Raw genomic sequence first — 19,591 nt, 5'->3', positions numbered from 1 at the left:
CAAGATGAAAATTCAAGATCAGGAAAACACCAAACAGCATGCAGGAGACCATTTGGCTAATGAAAGAACATTTTTGGCCTGGATCAGAACCAGTATTGGTATCATGGGATTTGGCTTCGTGGTGATGAAATTCTCGCTATTTATCAAGCAGATCAGTGCCGCACTGGGGAGTAAAGTGCCCCTGCACCAAACCGGAGATTCCCGCATTATCGGGATTTTTCTAGTTGCCCTGGGAGCAATTACTATCATTTGTTCTTACTTAAGATATAATTCAACGAAAGAACAATTGAATCAGGGGGTGTATTACCATTCAACACTTTTTGTTAAAGTTTTAACCGCTTTAGTTTTCATAGCTAGTATACTTTTACTGCTCTACCTTATTAAAACAACATAGACAGTTAAATCATCTGTACTTGATGCTTTAGAAAAGAGAGGAAGGAAAGCGGTCGATATAGCGTTGTTTTTTGATATAAATTGCTGATTGCATTGGTCAAGGATCTTATAAAAATTTCACCTCTTTATGATAATCCACAGGAACAGGATAAGTCAATATTTTATGTTCCCGTAAATATTTTGGGTACCGCAATACGCTGTGAAGAATATATACCTGAATGGCCACTGAAAAAATAGGCTGTAAAACAGGCTACCGCAAAAAACATGGTGTATTCACTACCAAAAAGTTCTATACCCATAATCGTACAGGCAAGGGGTGTATTCGTTGCACCAGCAAAAACAGCAATAAATCCAAGGGCAGCAAACAAACTAACTGGAGCATTTAATAAGGTCGAAAGTGCATTGCCTAATGTTGCGCCAATATAAAACAAAGGCGTTACCTCACCACCTTTAAATCCAGTTCCTAATGTTAAAGTTGTGTAAATGGTCTTCCATAACCAGCTCCAAGTATCTGCTCCACCAGGCTGAAAAGCAGAGGGAATTGTAACGGCTCCTTGGTATTCGCTATCCACGCCCAAACTTAAGTAATCCGGTTTCCCGATGGCGTAAGTCAAGCCTATAATAATCAGACCACCGATAACAGGAATAAGCCACTGGATCTTACATACTTTAGAAAAAAAGGCCTTGATCTCATGCACCATTACAGCAAACAGGTAGCTGGCCAGACCAAACAATGTGGATGCTAGAATAACCTTACTAAGCAGGAGTAGGTTTACCGGCAGGTATTCAGATAGAAAGTAGGCACTTTTCTCTATGAGATCGATGTGATAAGCGGTATGATGGATGCCCCAGGCAGAGACAGTAAGATCACCAAGCACGCTGGCAATTAATGCGGGAAGTAAAGCCTTGTACTCTATTCTTCCAATGGCCAGAACTTCCATTGCAAATATGGCACCGGTGAGCGGTGTTCCGAACACCGCCCCAAACCCGGCTGCAATTCCCGCGGTAAGGAGCATCTTGGTGTCTACCTCATTTAGCTTAAACCAGCGGCTAAACATTCCTGCGATGCTTCCTCCGATTTGTACCGCGGTTCCCTCTCTTCCAGCCGATCCGCCAAACAAATGGGTAATCACTGTAGTTATTAAGATTACTGGCGCCATCTGCCTGGGCACTCCACCACCCGGCCTATGGATTTCATCCATGATCAGGTTATTTCCTTTTTCTGAGGACCTACCAACTGACTGATAAATCAGGTGGATCACAATACCTGCTAAAGGTAGCAGAAAAATGAGACAGGTATGCTGAAAGCGAAAGTGAATGGCCCAGCCTAGCAGCCAAAGGAACAAGGCAACCATACTTCCTATTGCAATGGCAACAGGAAGTATAAGCAGCGTCCATCGAACCGCATATTTAAAAACCGAAAGGTGTTCAAATAAAAATTTATTATGTTTCATTGTAGGTTAGCGGCTGATTTATAATTTTTTATAAAAAGTATTGATTCCTGCAAATGATGCCCTATCACCAAGTTCTTCTTCTATCCGAAGCAACTGGTTAAATTTAGATACCCTTTCAGAGCGGCAGCCACTTCCTGTTTTGATGTGCCCCGCACCGGTAGCGACAACCAGATCCGCAATTGTCGTGTCTTCAGTTTCACCACTGCGGTGAGAAATAAAGCAATTGTAACCGTTTTTTTGGGCTAGTTCTACGGCCTTTAGCGTTTCGGAAACTGTACCGATCTGGTTCAATTTAATCAGTACGCTGTTTGCAATGCCCTGGTCGATTCCCTGCTGGATAATACTCGGGTTGGTGCAGAATATATCATCTCCAACCAATTCCACTTTGTCTCCCAAAAGGCTGGTCAGCTTTTTCCATCCCTCCCAATCGTTTTCGCCCAACCCGTCTTCCAACAGGATAATTGGGTACTCTTTTAACCATCCTTCCCAAAAGCCAATCATTTCATCTGTTGTGATCCGTTCTTTAGAACTTTTATAAAATTCATATTTTCCATTATTCCACATTTCGCTGGTCGCTGGGTCAAGACAAAGGGAAATATCCTTGCCTGGAGCAAAACCGGCAATATGTATCGCTTCCATGATGATTTGGACGGCTTCCTCATTAGAACTCAGATTTGGCGCAAACCCACCTTCGTCACCAACTCCGGTATAATAGCCTTTCGCTTTTAGCAGACTTCTCAAGGAATGAAAAACAGCTTCGCCCATACGGATACTTTCCTTAAACGAGGGGGCGTTATGAGGGGCAATCATAAATTCCTGAAAATCGATGTTGTTATCAGAATGCCTTCCCCCATTAATGACATTCATGCACGGTACGGGCATTACGTAACCTTCCCTTTCCACTAGCTGCCTATACAAGGGAATCCCTTTTGCAACGGCCGAAGCCCGGGCGAAGGCGATTGAGGCCGCAAGCATCGCATTTGCGCCGAGCCTTGATTTATTCTCGGTTCCATCCAGACCAATTATATGATCATCGAAGGCCTGCTGACCCTCAAAGGATAAGCCGGTGACTGATTTGCCGACTTCGACGTTAATCCCTTTTACTGCTTTTTCCACGCCTTTACCATTATAGCGCTCTGGATCACCATCTCTAAGCTCTACGGCTTCTTTTTCACCCGTACTTGCCCCGGATGGAGAAATACCCCTTGCTGTTGTTCCGTTAAGAGTGACTTCTACTTCTACTGTCGGATTGCCCCTGGAATCCAAAATTTCACGGGCATGAATTTTAGTTAATTTCATAGTTTTTTGTTTTATATTGATTTTTAGTATTTCGGTTGCTTACAAATAATTGAGTTTCTCAAAAGATCAAAACCAGTGTTCCCCCAATGATCAGCAGGGCACCAAAGAATACTTTCAGGGTAAGAGCTTCTTTCAGGAACACCATTGCAAGTATAATAGTTAGGGCAACACTCAACTTATCAACAGGGGCGACCTGGGACACTTTCCCGATCTGCAAAGCCTTGTAGTAGAATATCCAGGACAAGCCGGTGGCAAGGCCAGATAAAAAAAGAAATAGCAGGTTATGCTTTGACAGTTCCGTAATTCCTTTAAGTTCGCCTCTGGCCATTACGATCCCCCAGGCTACAATCAGTATTACCACCGTTCGTATGGCAGTAGCCAAATCAGAATTGACATTGGTTACGCCGACTTTTGCAAAGATGGCCGTAAGGGAAGCAAAGAAAGCTGATAATAGCGCGTAGATCCACCACATAGTTTTATGTTAATTTTCCGTTATTGAATAATTCCAAAGTAAATGAGTACAAGAACCGTTGCTCCGGCAATGATCCGGTAAATGCCGAACCAGCGGAAAGAATGCTTTTGAAGATAGGTGATGAAAGAGCGGATGGCCATCCATACATCCCACCCGCACCTGCTTTACTTAAATGAATGATCGTAGTTAGATTCGGTTCATGGGAAGGGCGTAGACGCTTAACGGTGTTTTTAATCAGTCCTGAAGCAATCTGATCTGCACTAGCAACTAGTAGCGCAATGGTAATAAGAACCTGCCAAATTTTTTTGCAGAAATTCTGGAAGAGGCAATAAATAATGAAGGCATAAAAAGGAAGCCAAAAACGCTTATCACTGGCCCAGTACATGATCGTATCCCAGAATGCATTATGGTGCTGATTTATCCACAAGAACCATTCAGTTTCAACCGGCAGGACCATTGCTAACACTGATCTCACTTTGGCAGACAGACAAAGTAAGACAAGCGCAATTAAGATAGCTGCCAGCAATAAGAGTTGAGAATTTATTTTTAATTTTTTCACCTACAATACTTTGACCGGCAGATTTTATTACCTGCTGGAATTTCTATTGTAGGCGCCATCAGCTTTTGAAAAAAGCGGTTGAATCGGAAGGACACCATTTCCGTATTGCAAATATAATACTAATAAAATGATGTGCAAAATCTTAAAGTAGGTGTTGAGAATTTAATTTATCACTATTCCTCCTTATTTGAATACGAGAACCAGTTTCTTATTCTTCTACCGTTTAAACAAGCATCATATCACGGGATTAAAGCTTTTCTTAAACAAAATGAAACCGCCTGGAAATAAACATGTTATCTATATAGGAATTTTTTTTATAACCCTAAAAAATTAAAGTTATGGGATACCATGAATGGAAAAACTGTATTGATGCATGCTTAAAGTGTGCTTCAATTTGCAATCATTGTGCAAGTTCATGCACTCAGGAAGAAGACGTGAAAATGATGGCGCGGTGTATTGAGCTTGATATGCAATGTGCAGCCATCTGCTACTCTGCCGCTCAATTGATGAGTATGGGTAGCTCTTTTGCTCAAGACATTTGCCGTATTTGCGCAGATATTTGCCAGCAATGCGGAGATGAGTGTAGTAATCATCATACCCAGCATTGTCAGGAATGTGCAGATGCTTGTAAGGCTTGTGCGGAAGAATGCAGAAGAATGACAGGAGTAGCTGCTTAAGATGCCAATCACCGTGAGCATTAATTGATTAAGGGCAGCATTCTAGTTGCCCTTTCATTTTTATAAATAGGCAAATTTATTCCATTCATTTTATTTTCATTATTCCCTCCTTTTTTGATAAGCGACTCTAAGCAAATGCTGATGCATTTAAGCAAAGTATAACGTTCCAGACAATCATTAAATATCTCTTTTTCTTTTTGCTGATTATCATAAACCCATTCCATTATTCAAATCAGAATTTTAGTTTTTGATGATGAGTTTTTGATAATTTGCGCTATATCAAAAACGAAGGATTAAATGTATCTAAAATTCTAATGATAATATTAGCAAAATCATTTGAGATAGCTTATGTTCATGGCCTGTATATCTTGTGTAGTGAAACCAAGCTATAATCATTTAAAGTTCAAGCTCTTCGGTTAGCAATCCAATTTTAATTCCGATTTTCTGCGCAGCAAAGACAAGATTTCCGTTATGCTAGGCTCAAAGAAAACTTATTTGTAACCTGTAGCAATATTGAAGCATTTGTACTATCAGTTGTATGCATATTTATATTCTAGTGGGAGTTACAATTGTATTCCCAAGCAGATCAAATACAAATTACCAAAGAATTGTTGCAAAAAACAATTCCGCATGCAAAAATAACTCATCTTAATTATCACATTAGTATTGAAGCAATTATGTTCAAATCATCCATGAACTGGTTCGATTTCAGTACGCCCGGGGGTACTAGCCTGTAAATCGTTGATTTACAGGCTTTTTTTTTAATCTCATGGCCTCAATATATATTCTCCATTCGATACAGCATGATAAATTTTATATAGGGAGCTGTAAAGATCTGAATTACCGCATAGGTCAACATTTGAACAAGGAATTCATTAAAAGCTTTACCTCTAAGGCTGATGATTGGACTTTATTCTTTTTCGCAGATGGACTCGAATACAAACAAGCAAGATTGATTGAACATCATATCAAGGCGATGAAAAGCAAAAGCTATATCCATAACTTGAAGAGCTATCCTGAAATTATTGAAAAACTCAGCGAAAAATATAAGTAATGGCGGCCCCTATAGCTATCGGGGTGGTAGACGCGCTGGTCTCAAACACCTGTGGAAAACCGTGCCGGTTCGTCCCGATAGCTATCGGGACCGGCACTGGGTACATTGGAAAGCCTTAGAGAAATCTAAGGTTTTTTTGTTTGGTGACTTTTCCAAAAACTTGTTCATAAATTTAAATGCTATTGTTAACTTCGAACATTCCTATAATTACTCATGTTTAAGTTTAAACCAGCAAATATTTCATTAACAAAAAATAATTTTTGGCATGAATTAATTGGTAGCCCTTCAAACTTTAGTTTAGAAAGCAGAATATTTCACTCCATCAGTGTTGGAATAATTACTTTAAACGGCATTTACATTCCATATAATCTATTCATTGGCCTTTATTTTGGGGCTTTATCAGGTCTAATACTTGAAATATTCTTTTTCTATCAATACTATAACTCTAGATTTAAAGGCAAAACACATAGCAGCACCTTATTTGCGCTACTTGGAATAATCATTTTAGGTTTAAACTATTTTACAAATTCTGGGATACATGGCTCTACAGACCTAATATGGCCAGCATATTTATTATTGGTATTTGCCATTTCGCCATATAAGCAGCTTGTTATTTGGTTAATAATTTATTTGATAGGTTTTTTCATTTTACATTGCCTAGAATTTTATTATCCCACTTTAGTACAGCATCCATTTGTAGCTGGTAAAGGACAATTTATTGATAGAGTAACTGCATTCCCCATACCTGTAGTTGCAATATTTATAGTTATCAAATTCATCCGGAAAAGTTACGATAGAGAGAAAAAGGTTACTGAAGAAAAAACAATAGCTGTAGAAAAAAGCAATGCGCAAATCTTGTTGCAAAAAAATCAGCTGGAAGAAAGTAATAGCGAAAAAAACAAGTTAATGTCTATTATCTCACATGACTTAAGGTCTCCCCTAACCAATATACAAAACTACCTTGTCTTATTAAATCAACTCCAGATAGATAACTCTGAGCGTCGAGCAATTGAAGAAGCTTTACTTAAATCTACCAACAATGCAATGGAAATGCTTTCTAACTTGTTGCATTGGTCAAAATCTCAAATGGAAGGACCGCAGGTGCACCTAATAGAGGTAAATTTATTAGCAGTGTTAGCAAACACCTTAGCTATTGAGAATACATCTGCTTTAAAAAAAGAGATTACCTTAACAAACAATATACCTTCTCAACTAAATGTAATTGCAGATGTAGATATGCTTCAATTGGTAATGCGCAATCTAATTAGTAATGCCATAAAGTTTACACCACAGGGTGGAAGTATTAATATTGATGCTAAAATCTTACCCAACGAATGCAAAATAACAGTTAGCGATAATGGGCAAGGTATTCCGGAAGATAAAAAGAACGATATTTTTTCTATTAAATCTAAACCTGTTTATGGTACTGCAAATGAAAAAGGTGTAGGTTTAGGTTTGGTTCTTTGCAAAGAGTTTATAGAACTACAGGGTGGCAAAATAGGCTTTGAAAGTAGCTTAAGTAAAGGATCTAGCTTTTTTATTTTTATACCATTAAAACATACAAGCAGTACAACACAGGACAGTTAGTTTTTTAAACCGACTATATTTGCTTAGGTAACCTTTTAAATTACCTACTAACCAAATACATCGAATGACCAAATTTAACCCTGTGCACATAGTCCGTGTTTTTATAACGTTGACCATTGTTTTTTGCTCCATCCAGTTATCTGCAGCAACCACTTTTAAATTCAATTTATTAATTGCGCCAGGAACCGTTTCTGAAAATGAAGTAACACTTTTATGGGATAAACAATATGCTTCAGTTAATCCAACATATGTAATTTCATTAAATAACAAAGTAGTTGGTCATACTACTAAAACCAATTATACAGCTGGTAATTTAACACCCAACACTTGGTACACCGCTAAAATTAGTATACAATCAGTACAGGACCAGAAGCTAAACCTATTAAGTACGGTTCGCTTTAAAACAAGCGCAAAAGGAAAAATCTATAATATATTAGATTTTGGGGCAAAGGCCGATACCTCGATTAATACTAAAGCCATCCAATCCGCAATTGATGCTTGTACTGCTGGCGGAACGGTTTACATTCCAAAGGGCACATTTATTTCTGGGGCTTTACATTTAAAAAGCAACATGACACTTTATATTGAAGAAGGTGGTATTTTAAAAGGCTCGACCAAAGTAGACGATTATTTGCCAATGATTTTAAACCGTTTTGAAGGTTGGGAAATGAAAACCTATGCCAGTTTATTAAATGCAGGCACATTAAACCGAAACGGAACATATAATGTGAAAAACTTACGCATCACTGGGAAAGGAACTATTAGTGGTGGAGGTAAAAAACTAGGTGATGCCATGACAAAAGCTAGTGGAATCCGCAGCAGAGGGCGTTTAATTTGTTTAATGAATAGTGAAAATGTAAGCTTATCGAACTTAACTATAACAGAACCACCTTGCTGGACCATACATTACATTTACAGCAATAATATAACTTGTAATAACTTAACAATTACTACTGTTAACATTCGCAATGGCGATGGAATTGACCCTGATTCTTCTACCAACTCTTACATTTTTAATTGCACTTTTGATACAGGTGATGATTGTATCGCCATTAAATCTGGTAAAAACCCCGAAGGCTTTTTTGTAGCTAAGCCTACTAAAAACGTTCGCATAACAGATTGCGACTTTAAAAGAGGTCACGGGATTTCTATTGGCAGCGAAATGTCTGGTGGTGTAAGCGATATTTTGGTACAAGATTGCAAGGCCGGAAAACTATTACATGGCATGCAGATTAAAGGCACAAAAGATAGAGGAGGCTATGTGAGAAACGTTACCGTTGCAGACTGTCAGTTGCTTCAAATTACTATATTCTCTGCTGTTAATTACAACAACGATGGCGAAGCTGCACCACAAATTCCAACTTTTGAGAATTTTGTGTTTAAGAACATCGATTTATCATTGGCCCTATTAGAAAAACCTGCAATTGATATTAATGGTTTTAAAGACCCAGCCCATTTGTTAAGAAATGTAAGTTTCACCAATATTATTGTAGCAGAAAATGCAAAGGTTAAAGTAAACGATGCACAAAAAATAAACTTTACAAATGTTAAAACAGCTAGTGGCGCAAAACCACAATATGTTTTAACAAATACAAGTGAAGTAGTTTATTAAAAGATTTGAAGCGCAAGTTGCTGCTTTCTTTAACGTCATTCCTGCTTTCAGCTTTAGTCTCTGCCTACAGCACGTAGATTTTCGCTTTCAGCTCAAGAGCTATCGCTTTCAATCAGGGCTATTTAACAGCAGGCTGTGCAGGCAAACCATACATAGTAGCAGAAACCGTTATCCTAAACCTGATAAAAGCGAACACGGAATGAAATGGAGTAAAGCGGTTAGCAGGACTAAACTTTGTTTATTGTGCTGCAATTGCTTTTCAAAAACTCGTTTAAGAGATAAGAATTTTATCTAAAAGCATTGAAAATTGGATAACTATCAAAATGTAATTACCTTAACCACAATTAAGGTAAATCAAGTTCCTTTTAAATTAGAATGACGAAGAAAACGACGATAAAAGATATAGCAAATGAACTAAACCTATCAATTACAACTGTTTCGTTTGTAATTAATGGACTGGCCGAAGAAAAGAACATTAGCAAAATAACGGCAAAAAAAATTCTTGACCATGTTAAAAAAATAGGCTACCAACCCAATGCCTTTGCTAAAGGTTTAAGAACTGGTAAATCAAAAATCATAGCTTTTCTTGCAGATAATATTTCACAACCATTTTATGCTCAGGTTGCCAATTATATTGAGCAAATAGCTGCCAATAACGATTACAAAATCATTTGTGCAAGTACATCAGACGACATTAAAAAAACCAAAGAACTAATAGATAGCTTTAATGAAAGACATATAGATGGCTTTATCATTGCGCCATCGTTAAATCTTAAACCAATTATTGCCGATTTAGTTACAGGAAAAGTCCCAGTGGTACTTTTTGATAGTTATATCTCATCCATAGATTGCGACCACGTGATAACCGATAACTTTAACAGTACTTATAACGGCACCAAACACTTGCTAAATAATGGCAAAAAGAATATTGGTTTTATTACCATAAATACAACAGAAATTCAGATGGAGCATAGGTTAACTGGCTATCTTAAAGCTATTGAAGATGCCAAATTAAAACCTTTAACATTAGAAATAGATTACAGCACTACTGAGCATAGCATTAAGCAAATCACTGAATTTATTACTACGAATAAAAACCTTGACGCTGTGTTTTTTGCTGCAAATTACCTTTGCCTAGATGGCTTGAGGGCTTTTAAAATTAAGCCTTCAATAAGTAAAAACCTAGCTATGTTATGTTTTGATGATTTCGACGTGTTGTCGTTCTCTAGTCCAACCATTTCTGCTATTGCACAATCGCCAGAAAAAATAGCAGATGAAATTATTAGAACATTGCTTTTTAGATTGAAGGAAAAATCAGCCAAGATTAAGCCCATGCACACCGTGATTCCAACAGAATTGCATGTCAGAGAATCTACTCTAACAAATCCTACGAATCTAATCTAGTTTTTATTTCGTGATTTTTTTGAAGCGCAGTAACTGTGCTTTTTTTTAAGTGTCTTCCTGCTTTACACTATATCCCGATAAAAATCGGGATGCCGTTTCAATCAGGGCTATTTAACAAAAGACTGTGCAGGTAAACCGTTCATAGTAGCACAGAACCAGCGTTCCTAAACCTGATTGCAGCGATATCCTTTTTTAATGTCACTCTGACGTGTGCCGATTTTATATCGGTAGCGTAGTCGAAGAGCAATTAAAAAAGATTTAGCGGAAAGCAGGACTAACCTTGTTCATTACAGTGCAATTGCTTTTCAAAAACAAACCTATATGATTAAATCCGGTTGAAGGAAAACAGATAATGGTTTATTTAGACCTTTCGTCTTTTAATTTTTTATCTACAATGAAAGGGGCAAATGGTAATAAGGAGGCAACAAAAATTAAGACTGCCTTACCGAATTTCCATTTTTGCTCTTGCCAAGCCATAATTAAACAAACTCCATAGAAAACAAATAATAAACCGTGTGCCCAACCTGTATATTTAACAGCTAATGGCATATCTGCTAAATATTTCAATGGCATAGCTACAAATAATAACAGTAAATAAGAAATACCTTCGGCAACGGCTACTTTACGGAATAAGGTTAAGGATGACATAATGTGATGTAAGATGGAAAAGGTAAAATGGCAGATGGTTAATTTTTATCTAACTTATTTAAGCTTTCGTTTATTCTGGCTAGATATTTATTACGATAATAGATGTCTTTTATCGCTTTTAAGGCATTTTCTTGTTCGGCAGCATCACTATTGTCAAATGACGAAGTTAATGATGCCAGCTCGTTGTTTAATGCACTTTCTATTTTCGCTGTCTGAATTTTTAATTCGGCCAGTTTTTGAGCATCAGCATCAAACTCTAATTCCATTAAAGCTTCGTTTACATCCATCATTTCCATTAGAAAACTTTGGGGCAAGGCATAATTTTCTCCTTCTACCAATTGACCTTTAAGCTCAAGGATGTAGTGCAAACGACTTTGCGGGTCTTTTAAAACCTGAAACGCCTTGTTATTTACCGTAGAAAGTTCTAAAACCTCGTCCTGTTTCTCCTGACCTTCATTGATATAAAAATCTGGATGAAACTTTTTGCTCAACTCGTAAAACTTCTGCTTTACCAATTGTTGGTCGGGATTAAAACTTACTGGCAGCTCGTAAAGCTCGAAATAATTCATTAATTAAAGTTTAGAGGTTGGGGTTTAGGGTTGAGCATAACCCCTACACTTTAAACCCTAACCTTAATTATATTCCAAAATTCTTCAGTATATCATTACCGAAAGCATACACCATTAAACTTAATAATAATACAAAACCAACTATTTGAGCACGTTCCATAAATTTATCGCCAAGTGGCTTACCTTTAATCATTTCTATAATTAAAAATACCACGTGACCACCATCCAAAGCAGGAATTGGCAATAAGTTCATTAAAGCCAAGCCCATTGATATTAGACCTGTAAGTGTCCAAAAATTCTCCCAATCAAAATCGCTACCATAAACTTGTGCTATTCCAATCGGACTACTTATATTTCGGAAGCTCAATTTGCCAGTTACCATTTTCCAAATACCTTTGGCATTGTCCGCAAATGATGTCCATCCTTTATTTACCCCAACTGAAAAAGATTCTATGAATCCATAATTAACAGTTGCAAGTGGAGGTTTAACAAAAGGGAAAATCAAAGAAATTGTACCTTCCTTTGAGACTTTTGGCGAAAATTCTAAAACATCATTTCCTCTAAGCACCTTTACACTTATAGTCTTACCAGCATTACCACTTACTTCGTTTGTAAAATCATCTATAAAACGTACGCTCTTCCCATTCACAGTCAACACACTATCACCTTTTTTAATACCTGCTTCATAAGCTGGAGCAACTACTTTCACCTCCTGAGGCTTAACAAATAAAGCTTTAATTTTTGCAAAAAGACCAGGCTGTGGTTGCAGGTCTTTTGAGCTTGGTACTGAGTCTATTTTTTTTGCAACAAATCTAGGACCTACAAAAGATTTTATTTTGTACTTGCTAATGCTATCTAATACAGATTCAGGCACTCTTAAATCTATGGTCTTACCATCTCTGAAAATGGTCAATTTAGTATTGTTCAATAGCACTTTGGAACTCAACAGCTCATTCAAATAAACTAATCTTTGCCCATTTACGGCTAATATTTTGTCACCTGGTTTTAATCCCATTTGTTTACCAACAATTCCTGGGCTTATACCATTTACCAATTTATCATTAGGAATAAATGTATCGCCATACTTAAAAGCGACCATCCAAAAAATGAAAATACCAACAATAATATTCACGATGATACCCCCTAGCATTACAACTAAACGTTGCCAAGCTGGTTTAGAACGAAATTCCCAAGGCTCAGCAGGTAATGCCATTTGTTCGGTATCCATAGACTCGTCTATCATACCTGAAATTTTCACATAACCACCTAAAGGCAACCATCCCACTCCATATTCAGTTTCGCCAACTTTAAAGCTAAAAAGCTTAAAGCCCCAAGCATCAAAGAAAAGATAGAATTTTTCAACTTTTATTCCGAAGGCACGTGCCGCTAAAAAATGTCCTAATTCGTGTAAAATTACTAGTATCGATAATCCCAGCAAAAGCTGGCCCGCCATAATCAGTCCGTTCATGTAGTATTTATATGTTAAGTCTTTTAGATATTTTAAATTTTATTTTGTTACGAGTTGACTTGCAAATATACGTGTCTCCTTGTCTGTTTCTAAATAATCTTGGAGTGTAGGCTGACTGATGAAAGTCATTTTTTGCATACATTCTTCAATCACATCACTCATTTGTAAAAAGCCAATTTTATCTTTTAAAAATGCATCTACCACAATTTCGTTCGCTGCATTGATGATACAAGGCATATTACCACCCTTTTTCATTGCTGTAAAGGCAAGTTCAAGGTTACGAAAATTTTTTGTATCTGCCTGTAAAAATGTGAACTCTGGATGGTTTAAAAAGTTAAATCTTGGGAAATTACTGCTAACTCTTTGAGGATAAGCCAATGCATAATGGATTGGCAGTTTCATGTCTGGTAAACCCATCTGTGCTTTGATAGAGCCATCTGTAAATTGCACCATAGAATGAATAATGGATTGCGGATGAACAACCACTTCTATTTGCTCAGCTGCTAAACCAAATAACCATTTCGCTTCAATGGCTTCTAAGCCTTTGTTCATTAACGAAGCAGAATCGATGGTAATCTTTGCGCCCATCACCCAGTTGGGATGCTTTAAGGCTTGTTCTTTTTTAACAGTTGATAAAAATGCTAAATCTTTTCCTCTGAATGGTCCGCCAGATGCAGTTAAAAAAATCTTTTCAATTGGATTGTTATCCTCACCTACCAAACATTGAAAAATAGCCGAATGCTCTGAATCAACTGGAATAATTTTTATGCCATTCTCTTTAGCCAATTGCATTACCAATTCTCCTGCAACTACTAAAGTTTCTTTATTGGCAAGACCGATGTCCTTTTTGGCTTCTATAGCTGCAATTGTAGGTTTTAACCCTACAGAACCCATAATTGCCGTCAACACAAATTGTGTTTGAGGTAACTGAACCGCAGCAATTAAGGCATCTTCACCACAAAGCACTTCTACATTTGGCAAAGCATTTTTAACTTTGGCATAATGGTCTTCACAAGTGATAACCACCATTTGAGGATTAAATTCTAAAGCTTGCTGTATTAACAAATCAGCATTATTTTGCGCTGTTAAAACATCAACCGTATATAAATCTGGGGTTGCCCGAACTACTTCTAAAGCTTGTGTTCCTATAGAACCTGTTGAACCTAATATTGATATGTTTTTCAAACTTTTCTGTAATTATTTTTAAGATTTGTCATGCTGAGCGTAGTCGAAGCACCTTTATAAGTGATTCCTCGTTCCTCGCCTGCCTGCGGTAGGCAGGGAATGACAAACTACTTAATATATTTCTCCAAAACTTCCGCCAATTTCCTATCATTACTTAACCTAGGCACTTTATTTTGCCCACCTAATTTACCTTCAGCTCTCATGTAATCTACAAAAGCATCTTTCTTTAACGAACGGATAATCAATTTTTGCAAAATTTTTCCTTCAATTAAATCGAAGTAGTAAATATTTTTCTTTTGCAAAGCTAAATCTACTTTTTCACTAAACGCTTTTAAATCTTTTGGCTCATTGGCAAACTCTACAAACCATTCATGGAAAGGTAATTCGCCAGCTGGCGGATTTACTTGAGGGGCAACCGTAAATTCTGTAATCTCCACTCCTTCTTCATTAGCAACCGATAAAATAGCTTGTTCTACTTCTTCACCGATAACATGTTCTCCAAAAGCAGAAATGAAGTGTTTAATTCTTCCTGTTACTAAAATTTTATAAGGATTTTTCGAAACGAACTTAATGGTATCGCCAATGCTATATCCCCATAAACCAGCAGTTGTGTTTAAAATTAAGGCGTAATTGGTGTCTAATTCTACTTCTGCTAAACTTAACCTCGTAGGTTTTTCATTATAATATTCATCAGCAGGAATAAATTCATAAAATATACCTGCCTTTGCCAAAAGCAATAAACTTTTATCTTTTTGAGAATCTTGGTAAGCAATAAAACCTTCAGAAGCTGGATAGGTTTCAATGGTGTCTATCGTTCTACCAATGCTTGCCTCAATTTTAGCTCTGTATGGCTCATAATTTACTCCACCATAAACAAACAAACTAAAGTTCTTGAAGATGTCCTTTATCTTTTTGCCATTAGACTTATCACTTAACTTATCGAAATACATTTGAACCCAAGGCGGTATGCCTGAAATCAGGGTCATGTCCTTATTAATTGTTTCTTCTACTATCGCATCAACCTTTTCTTCCCAATCTTCGATACAGTTAGTTTCATAAGATGGCAATCTGTTTTTTTGCAAATATGCGGGTACTAAATGAGCTACAATACCAGATAAACGCCCCACGTTAATTCCGTTCTTTTTGGTTAAAATCGGACTTCCTTGTAAAAAAATCATTTTACCATTCACAAAATTGGTTTTACCCGTTTCGTGTATGTAAGTTAATAATGCATTACGAGCAGCTTTAATATGCTGAGGCATCGATTTTTTAGAAATTGGAATATACTTCACACCAGATGTGGTACCTGAAGTTTTAGCAAAATATTGAGGTTTACCTTTCCAGAGCACATCTTTTTCGCCAGCAACTACCCTATCAATGTAAGGTCTTAAAGCTTCATAATCCCTAACTGGAACATTTGCTTTAAAATCTTCATAATTTTTGATGGTAGAAAAATGATGGTCTTTACCGAAAGCTGTATGAGATGCAGATTTAATTAAAGAATGAAAAACATCATCTTGTGCCTTTAATGCGTTTTTCTTCCACTTGTTAATTTTTTTAACCACCCACGCAGCAAATGGCTTACTTAGTGCCGCTTTTAACCCCATATTTAAACGATATTATGAATAATGTCAGGATGTTCATCTCCTTTGTATTCGTTCATAATTTTACGATAAGCCACTGTGAAAAAAGCAGTAGTAAACGGTACAATTACAAAGGAACTAAATACCACAACAATTAAGGATACATATTGATTGATATCGTAATCAAAAAAGTAATTAACCAATCTAAAACCTGTTAAAACTACAACATAGAAAAAGCCAAATACCACAGCTTGCACTAACACTAAACCAGCCAAAATGAATAACAACTTGATAAAGTTACCTTTTGTAGTTGCTAGACTTAACTTGATAGATTCAAAGGGGGTACTTTTTTTATCGATAATGAAAAATGGGAAAAACACAATCCTAATGAAGGTGAAAAAGATACTTAGAACAGCAATGCCAACCGCAATATTAACGATTACCTTTCCCGCATAAGTGAAATTATCTATTAAGCCTTGGTTAACCGCAAATTTTAAAATAAGGTCTAAAATGTAAAGAATAGGCATTAACAATACGCCTACTAAAAATATACTGAGCCCAAAATATACTGTTCCAATTAAAAATCTAACAACTTCAGAACGAGTTGGTAATGTTTCAATGATTTTTATTTCCTCCGTTTCGTGGTCTAATAAATGGAAAATATATTTTATCAAGCAAAGCTCTACCACACAGTAACTTAAAATAAACATCAACAACATGATTATCCTAATTCCAATATTAAGCTCTCCCATAAAAAAAGCCATAAAGGTAGATGTTGAGGCAGTAATGAAGATTAAAAAGCAGAGCGTTGCGATAGAAAAGTAATTATCACGAGTTACTTTCCACGCTTGCATAATCACATCTTTAACTGCAAAAGTGCTTTCCTTTAAATAGTCTATCATGATTGTTTAAATATTATTCTTTTAAAAAAATCTTGTATAAAACCTAAGCCATAGGCGAAGAGTTGTATAAACGATGCAATAACACTCAAAAATGCGATTTTTATTGATTTGTTAACCTGCCAAGCGTGAAAAAATATCAACAAAAAGAAAAGCAAGAAGAGGAAATTGCAAATGTAAGCCAATGGCGGATAAAATACATTTAACAAAAGCATAACGCCCAAACCAACGGTAAATACAGCTGGGAAGAAGTGTACTAGTTTTAATTCTGAAGGAAAATGTTTGTAAATATTAATACGAGCCCTTCCAAAAAAGTGCAGTTGTTTATAAAATTGAGCAAAACTTGTTCTTCTTTTATGATAGACTTTTGCAGCGGGAATTAATCCGATTTTAAACCCATTTTCGTGAATGCGGATACTATATTCGATGTCTTCTCCTAGACGGGTTAAAATAAAGCCACCCACCTTTTCATAAACTTCCCTAGAAACACCCATGTTAAAACTACGTGGATGAAATTGACCTATGTGTTTTTTATTCCCTCTAATTCCGCCTGTGGTAAACGGCGAAGTCATGGCGTAACTTATTGCTTTTTGAACCGGTGTAAAAGTTTGATGAGCAGCATCAGGACCACCATAAGCATCTAGTTGATGTTCAAAAAGGTTAGCCGAAACTATTTCTAAATAATCTTCTGGTATTAAACAATCAGAATCAAAAATGATAAAATAATCTCCTTTGGCACGTTCAAAACCGAAGTTCCTAGCAAAGCCTTGTCCGGCGTTTGGTTTCACAAAATATTTGATGTCTAACCTGTCTGCATAAGAAGCAACAATATCGGCAGCATCATTTACAGAGCCATCCTCAATAACCAAAACCTCAAACTGCATATAAGTTTGCTTGGTTAAAGTATGTAAAAGCTCATCAATTTCTTGTGGGCGATTATAAAGAGGAATGATGATGGAGAAAAACATAGTAGAGATGTAAAATGTAAAATGGCAAATGGCAAATGGACAGTTACATTTTCCATCTTACCTCTTCCATTTTACATCAAATTATTTCCTTTTCTATTAAATAACGATTTCTTTCTGTTGCATTACGGCCAACTAGTTCAGCGATAAATCCTGCTAAGAACATTTGTGAACCTACAACAATGGCAACTAATGCCAAGTAAAATAAAGGCTGGTCGGTAGAATCTCTATAAGGCAAGTTATTCCAAATGAGAATTTTCTTCTCAATCATGATATAAAGTGCCATTATAATACCTAGTACAAAACTAAGCACTCCTAAAGAGCCAAAAAAGTGCATTGGGCGTTTGCCAAATTTACCTACAAAAAAGATGGAAAGTAAATCTAAAAAGCCATTAACGAACCTACTCATACCAAATTTGGTAGTGCCATATTTTCTAGCTCTATGTTCTACAACTTGTTCCCCTATTTTAGTGAAGCCTGCCCATTTAGCAATTACAGGGATATAACGATGCATTTCGCCATAAACCTCAATGGTTTTAACTACATCACTTCTATAAGCTTTTAAACCGCAGTTAAAATCATTTAACTGAATACCGCTCATTTTACGAGTTGCAGCATTAAATAATTTAGTAGGGATAGTCTTAGTTATTGGGTCGTAACGTTTCTTTTTCCAACCAGAAATGATGTCGTAATTTTCTTCTTTAATACGACGATATAATTCTGGAATTTCATCAGGGCTATCTTGTAAATCGGCATCCATTGTAATGATTACATCACCTTGAGTAACTTCAAAAGCTACGTTTAAAGCAGCAGACTTACCATAATTTCTTCTGAATTTAATGGCTTTAACACCTGCAAAGGTTTCTTTTAACTGCGTAATTACTGCCCAAGATTTATCAGTACTACCATCATCAACAAGCACAATTTCGTAAGAAAAATTATGCTCATTCATTACCTTATCTATCCAAGAAACTAACTCGGGTAGCGATTCATCTTCATTATATAGTGGTACTACAACTGATATATCCATTAATAGTATTGAGATTTGAGTATTGCGTATTGAGATAAATCTTCTTAAATCAAAATACGCTTAAAAAACAACGTGCAAATTTCATCAAATTATATGATAAAACCTGCACGTTATTAAACTTATGTTATTGAGGTTTATTGCGTACTCACCTCTTCATCATTGACAGGTGCAAATGGATTAGGATTACTCTTTTTAAATATCAAAGCAAATATCAATGCTCCGATAAAATAAAGTACAGAAGATATACCAAAACCAACTATTGCTTGACTAAAAGTAGGACTAAACTGTTTATCTAAACTTTCTGAAACTTTTTCCAATGCTGCTTCAGAAGTCTGTTCATCCATCCCTAAACTTTCGTAAGTAGATTGGGTTTTAGCCATAACCGCTTCTTTCATTTTAACAGGGTAAGTTGGGTCTATAAATTTGCCAAACAAAATATTAAAGATAAATACAATAGCCATCGACATTAAAAACATCACAAAAATATTCCATAGAGCTTCGCCAAATGTCCAATAACCTCCAGCTTTTTTTCTCATATCTATACAGAAGAAAACAGCTAAAGCAATACCAATAACTGCAAGTAGGCCAGAATAAAGGTAAGAACTCATCAAGCTTGGCATTGCATACCATGATACTAAAAATATAACTATATTAATTACGCCCCAAATTGCTCCATTCTTTAGAGCCTCGGTCTTTAAGTTAACACTAGTTGTTGTTTCCATTTTTGTTTGTT

The 19,591-nt window shown here is 36.4% G+C and carries 20 protein-coding genes and 1 riboswitch; of the genes, 6 read left to right on the top strand and 14 right to left on the bottom strand.

Going from position 1 to position 19,591, the window contains the following annotated elements:
* The first annotated feature begins 4 nt into the window (after nucleotides 1–4).
* Nucleotides 5–394 (top strand): YidH family protein, encoded by a 390-nt coding sequence (locus R2Q59_RS02120; RefSeq protein WP_008245456.1) that lies wholly within the window; start codon nucleotides 5–7, stop codon nucleotides 392–394.
* A 160-nt stretch (nucleotides 395–554) separates the two neighbouring features.
* On the opposite strand, the gene R2Q59_RS02115 is transcribed toward R2Q59_RS02120, so the two are convergent.
* Genes R2Q59_RS02115 through R2Q59_RS02100 form a run of 4 tightly spaced genes read right to left on the bottom strand, consistent with a single transcriptional unit; the run spans nucleotide 555 to nucleotide 4,177 of the window.
* Nucleotides 555–1,847: a voltage-gated chloride channel family protein gene (locus R2Q59_RS02115; RefSeq protein WP_008245455.1), complete on the bottom strand. Its 1,293-nt coding sequence runs from the start codon at nucleotides 1,845–1,847 to the stop codon at nucleotides 555–557.
* 18 nt (nucleotides 1,848–1,865) lie between these two features.
* Nucleotides 1,866–3,146 carry a phosphopyruvate hydratase gene (gene eno, locus R2Q59_RS02110; RefSeq protein ID WP_008245454.1) on the bottom strand — a complete coding sequence of 427 codons (1,281 nt, stop codon included), beginning with the start codon at nucleotides 3,144–3,146 and terminating at the stop codon, nucleotides 1,866–1,868.
* Between the two features lie 58 nt (nucleotides 3,147–3,204).
* Nucleotides 3,205–3,618 (bottom strand): EamA family transporter, encoded by a 414-nt coding sequence (locus R2Q59_RS02105; protein WP_008245453.1) that lies wholly within the window; start codon nucleotides 3,616–3,618, stop codon nucleotides 3,205–3,207.
* Between the two features lie 4 nt (nucleotides 3,619–3,622).
* On the bottom strand, nucleotides 3,623–4,177 hold the full coding sequence (locus R2Q59_RS02100) for a hypothetical protein (RefSeq protein WP_124910972.1): 555 nt from the start codon (nucleotides 4,175–4,177) through the stop codon (nucleotides 3,623–3,625).
* A gap of 42 nt (nucleotides 4,178–4,219) precedes the next feature.
* Nucleotides 4,220–4,288, bottom strand: a riboswitch (Fluoride riboswitch).
* A 329-nt stretch (nucleotides 4,289–4,617) separates the two neighbouring features.
* Here R2Q59_RS02100 and R2Q59_RS02095 point away from each other — a divergent pair.
* Nucleotides 4,618–4,854, top strand: coding sequence for a four-helix bundle copper-binding protein (locus tag R2Q59_RS02095; RefSeq protein ID WP_231459955.1), 237 nt, complete (start codon nucleotides 4,618–4,620; stop codon nucleotides 4,852–4,854).
* 20 nt (nucleotides 4,855–4,874) lie between these two features.
* On the opposite strand, the gene R2Q59_RS02090 is transcribed toward R2Q59_RS02095, so the two are convergent.
* Nucleotides 4,875–5,078 carry a hypothetical protein gene (locus R2Q59_RS02090; RefSeq protein ID WP_109923882.1) on the bottom strand — a complete coding sequence of 68 codons (204 nt, stop codon included), beginning with the start codon at nucleotides 5,076–5,078 and terminating at the stop codon, nucleotides 4,875–4,877.
* A 545-nt stretch (nucleotides 5,079–5,623) separates the two neighbouring features.
* On the opposite strand from R2Q59_RS02090, the gene R2Q59_RS02085 reads away from it, so the two are divergent.
* From R2Q59_RS02085 to R2Q59_RS02070, 4 genes are all read left to right on the top strand, one after another.
* Entirely contained in the window at nucleotides 5,624–5,908 is a 285-nt protein-coding gene (locus R2Q59_RS02085) for a GIY-YIG nuclease family protein (protein ID WP_316783280.1), read from the top strand.
* 213 nt (nucleotides 5,909–6,121) lie between these two features.
* Nucleotides 6,122–7,495 carry a HAMP domain-containing sensor histidine kinase gene (locus tag R2Q59_RS02080; RefSeq protein ID WP_316783278.1) on the top strand — a complete coding sequence of 458 codons (1,374 nt, stop codon included), beginning with the start codon at nucleotides 6,122–6,124 and terminating at the stop codon, nucleotides 7,493–7,495.
* A 64-nt stretch (nucleotides 7,496–7,559) separates the two neighbouring features.
* Nucleotides 7,560–9,107, top strand: a complete 1,548-nt coding sequence (locus R2Q59_RS02075; protein WP_316783276.1) for a glycoside hydrolase family 28 protein — start codon at nucleotides 7,560–7,562, stop codon at nucleotides 9,105–9,107.
* 375 nt (nucleotides 9,108–9,482) lie between these two features.
* Nucleotides 9,483–10,511 (top strand): LacI family DNA-binding transcriptional regulator, encoded by a 1,029-nt coding sequence (locus R2Q59_RS02070; protein WP_316765368.1) that lies wholly within the window; start codon nucleotides 9,483–9,485, stop codon nucleotides 10,509–10,511.
* Nucleotides 10,512–10,868: 357 nt separating this feature from the next.
* On the opposite strand, the gene R2Q59_RS02065 is transcribed toward R2Q59_RS02070, so the two are convergent.
* The 9 genes from R2Q59_RS02065 to R2Q59_RS02025 form a co-directional block, all read right to left on the bottom strand.
* A complete protein-coding gene (locus tag R2Q59_RS02065) occupies nucleotides 10,869–11,159 on the bottom strand; it encodes a DUF3817 domain-containing protein (protein WP_316765367.1) in 291 nt (96 codons plus the stop codon).
* A gap of 38 nt (nucleotides 11,160–11,197) precedes the next feature.
* A complete protein-coding gene (hscB, locus tag R2Q59_RS02060) occupies nucleotides 11,198–11,728 on the bottom strand; it encodes a Fe-S protein assembly co-chaperone HscB (RefSeq protein WP_316783274.1) in 531 nt (176 codons plus the stop codon).
* Between the two features lie 67 nt (nucleotides 11,729–11,795).
* Nucleotides 11,796–13,196, bottom strand: a complete 1,401-nt coding sequence (gene rseP, locus R2Q59_RS02055; RefSeq protein WP_316765365.1) for an RIP metalloprotease RseP — start codon at nucleotides 13,194–13,196, stop codon at nucleotides 11,796–11,798.
* A gap of 39 nt (nucleotides 13,197–13,235) precedes the next feature.
* Nucleotides 13,236–14,381, bottom strand: a complete 1,146-nt coding sequence (locus tag R2Q59_RS02050) for a 1-deoxy-D-xylulose-5-phosphate reductoisomerase (RefSeq protein WP_316765364.1) — start codon at nucleotides 14,379–14,381, stop codon at nucleotides 13,236–13,238.
* Nucleotides 14,382–14,488: 107 nt separating this feature from the next.
* Nucleotides 14,489–15,988 carry a GH3 auxin-responsive promoter family protein gene (locus R2Q59_RS02045; protein WP_316783272.1) on the bottom strand — a complete coding sequence of 500 codons (1,500 nt, stop codon included), beginning with the start codon at nucleotides 15,986–15,988 and terminating at the stop codon, nucleotides 14,489–14,491.
* A 2-nt stretch (nucleotides 15,989–15,990) separates the two neighbouring features.
* On the bottom strand, nucleotides 15,991–16,866 hold the full coding sequence (locus R2Q59_RS02040) for a hypothetical protein (RefSeq protein WP_316783271.1): 876 nt from the start codon (nucleotides 16,864–16,866) through the stop codon (nucleotides 15,991–15,993).
* On the bottom strand, nucleotides 16,863–17,831 hold the full coding sequence (locus R2Q59_RS02035; RefSeq protein WP_316783269.1) for a glycosyltransferase: 969 nt from the start codon (nucleotides 17,829–17,831) through the stop codon (nucleotides 16,863–16,865). Before R2Q59_RS02035 ends, R2Q59_RS02040 begins: the two co-directional genes overlap by 4 nt.
* Nucleotides 17,832–17,907: 76 nt before the next feature.
* Nucleotides 17,908–18,858 (bottom strand): glycosyltransferase family 2 protein, encoded by a 951-nt coding sequence (locus R2Q59_RS02030; RefSeq protein WP_316783267.1) that lies wholly within the window; start codon nucleotides 18,856–18,858, stop codon nucleotides 17,908–17,910.
* A gap of 134 nt (nucleotides 18,859–18,992) precedes the next feature.
* Nucleotides 18,993–19,580 (bottom strand): DUF4199 domain-containing protein, encoded by a 588-nt coding sequence (locus tag R2Q59_RS02025; protein WP_316783265.1) that lies wholly within the window; start codon nucleotides 19,578–19,580, stop codon nucleotides 18,993–18,995.
* Between the last annotated feature and the right edge of the window lie 11 nt (nucleotides 19,581–19,591).

Origin of the sequence: Pedobacter frigiditerrae, assembly GCF_032678705.1 — a bacterium.
Taxonomy (GTDB): Bacteria; Bacteroidota; Bacteroidia; order Sphingobacteriales; family Sphingobacteriaceae; genus Pedobacter; species Pedobacter frigiditerrae_A.
This window is presented reverse-complemented; position numbering and strand designations above follow the sequence as displayed.

What these genes read in the sequence shown, in the direction of transcription:
- R2Q59_RS02120 (WP_008245456.1), top strand. Translation starts at nt 5, where the DNA reads ATGAAAATTCAAGATCAGGAAAACACCAAACAGCATGCAGGAGACCAT.
- R2Q59_RS02115 (WP_008245455.1), bottom strand. Translation starts at nt 1,847, where the DNA reads ATGAAACATAATAAATTTTTATTTGAACACCTTTCGGTTTTTAAATAT.
- eno (WP_008245454.1), bottom strand. Translation starts at nt 3,146, where the DNA reads ATGAAATTAACTAAAATTCATGCCCGTGAAATTTTGGATTCCAGGGGC.
- R2Q59_RS02105 (WP_008245453.1), bottom strand. Translation starts at nt 3,618, where the DNA reads ATGTGGTGGATCTACGCGCTATTATCAGCTTTCTTTGCTTCCCTTACG.
- R2Q59_RS02095 (WP_231459955.1), top strand. Translation starts at nt 4,618, where the DNA reads ATGATGGCGCGGTGTATTGAGCTTGATATGCAATGTGCAGCCATCTGC.
- R2Q59_RS02090 (WP_109923882.1), bottom strand. Translation starts at nt 5,078, where the DNA reads ATGGAATGGGTTTATGATAATCAGCAAAAAGAAAAAGAGATATTTAAT.
- R2Q59_RS02085 (WP_316783280.1), top strand. Translation starts at nt 5,624, where the DNA reads ATGGCCTCAATATATATTCTCCATTCGATACAGCATGATAAATTTTAT.
- R2Q59_RS02080 (WP_316783278.1), top strand. Translation starts at nt 6,122, where the DNA reads ATGTTTAAGTTTAAACCAGCAAATATTTCATTAACAAAAAATAATTTT.
- R2Q59_RS02075 (WP_316783276.1), top strand. Translation starts at nt 7,560, where the DNA reads ATGACCAAATTTAACCCTGTGCACATAGTCCGTGTTTTTATAACGTTG.
- R2Q59_RS02070 (WP_316765368.1), top strand. Translation starts at nt 9,483, where the DNA reads ATGACGAAGAAAACGACGATAAAAGATATAGCAAATGAACTAAACCTA.
- R2Q59_RS02065 (WP_316765367.1), bottom strand. Translation starts at nt 11,159, where the DNA reads ATGTCATCCTTAACCTTATTCCGTAAAGTAGCCGTTGCCGAAGGTATT.
- hscB (WP_316783274.1), bottom strand. Translation starts at nt 11,728, where the DNA reads ATGAATTATTTCGAGCTTTACGAGCTGCCAGTAAGTTTTAATCCCGAC.
- rseP (WP_316765365.1), bottom strand. Translation starts at nt 13,196, where the DNA reads ATGAACGGACTGATTATGGCGGGCCAGCTTTTGCTGGGATTATCGATA.
- R2Q59_RS02045 (WP_316783272.1), bottom strand. Translation starts at nt 15,988, where the DNA reads ATGGGGTTAAAAGCGGCACTAAGTAAGCCATTTGCTGCGTGGGTGGTT.
- R2Q59_RS02040 (WP_316783271.1), bottom strand. Translation starts at nt 16,866, where the DNA reads ATGATAGACTATTTAAAGGAAAGCACTTTTGCAGTTAAAGATGTGATT.
- R2Q59_RS02035 (WP_316783269.1), bottom strand. Translation starts at nt 17,831, where the DNA reads ATGTTTTTCTCCATCATCATTCCTCTTTATAATCGCCCACAAGAAATT.
- R2Q59_RS02030 (WP_316783267.1), bottom strand. Translation starts at nt 18,858, where the DNA reads ATGGATATATCAGTTGTAGTACCACTATATAATGAAGATGAATCGCTA.
- R2Q59_RS02025 (WP_316783265.1), bottom strand. Translation starts at nt 19,580, where the DNA reads ATGGAAACAACAACTAGTGTTAACTTAAAGACCGAGGCTCTAAAGAAT.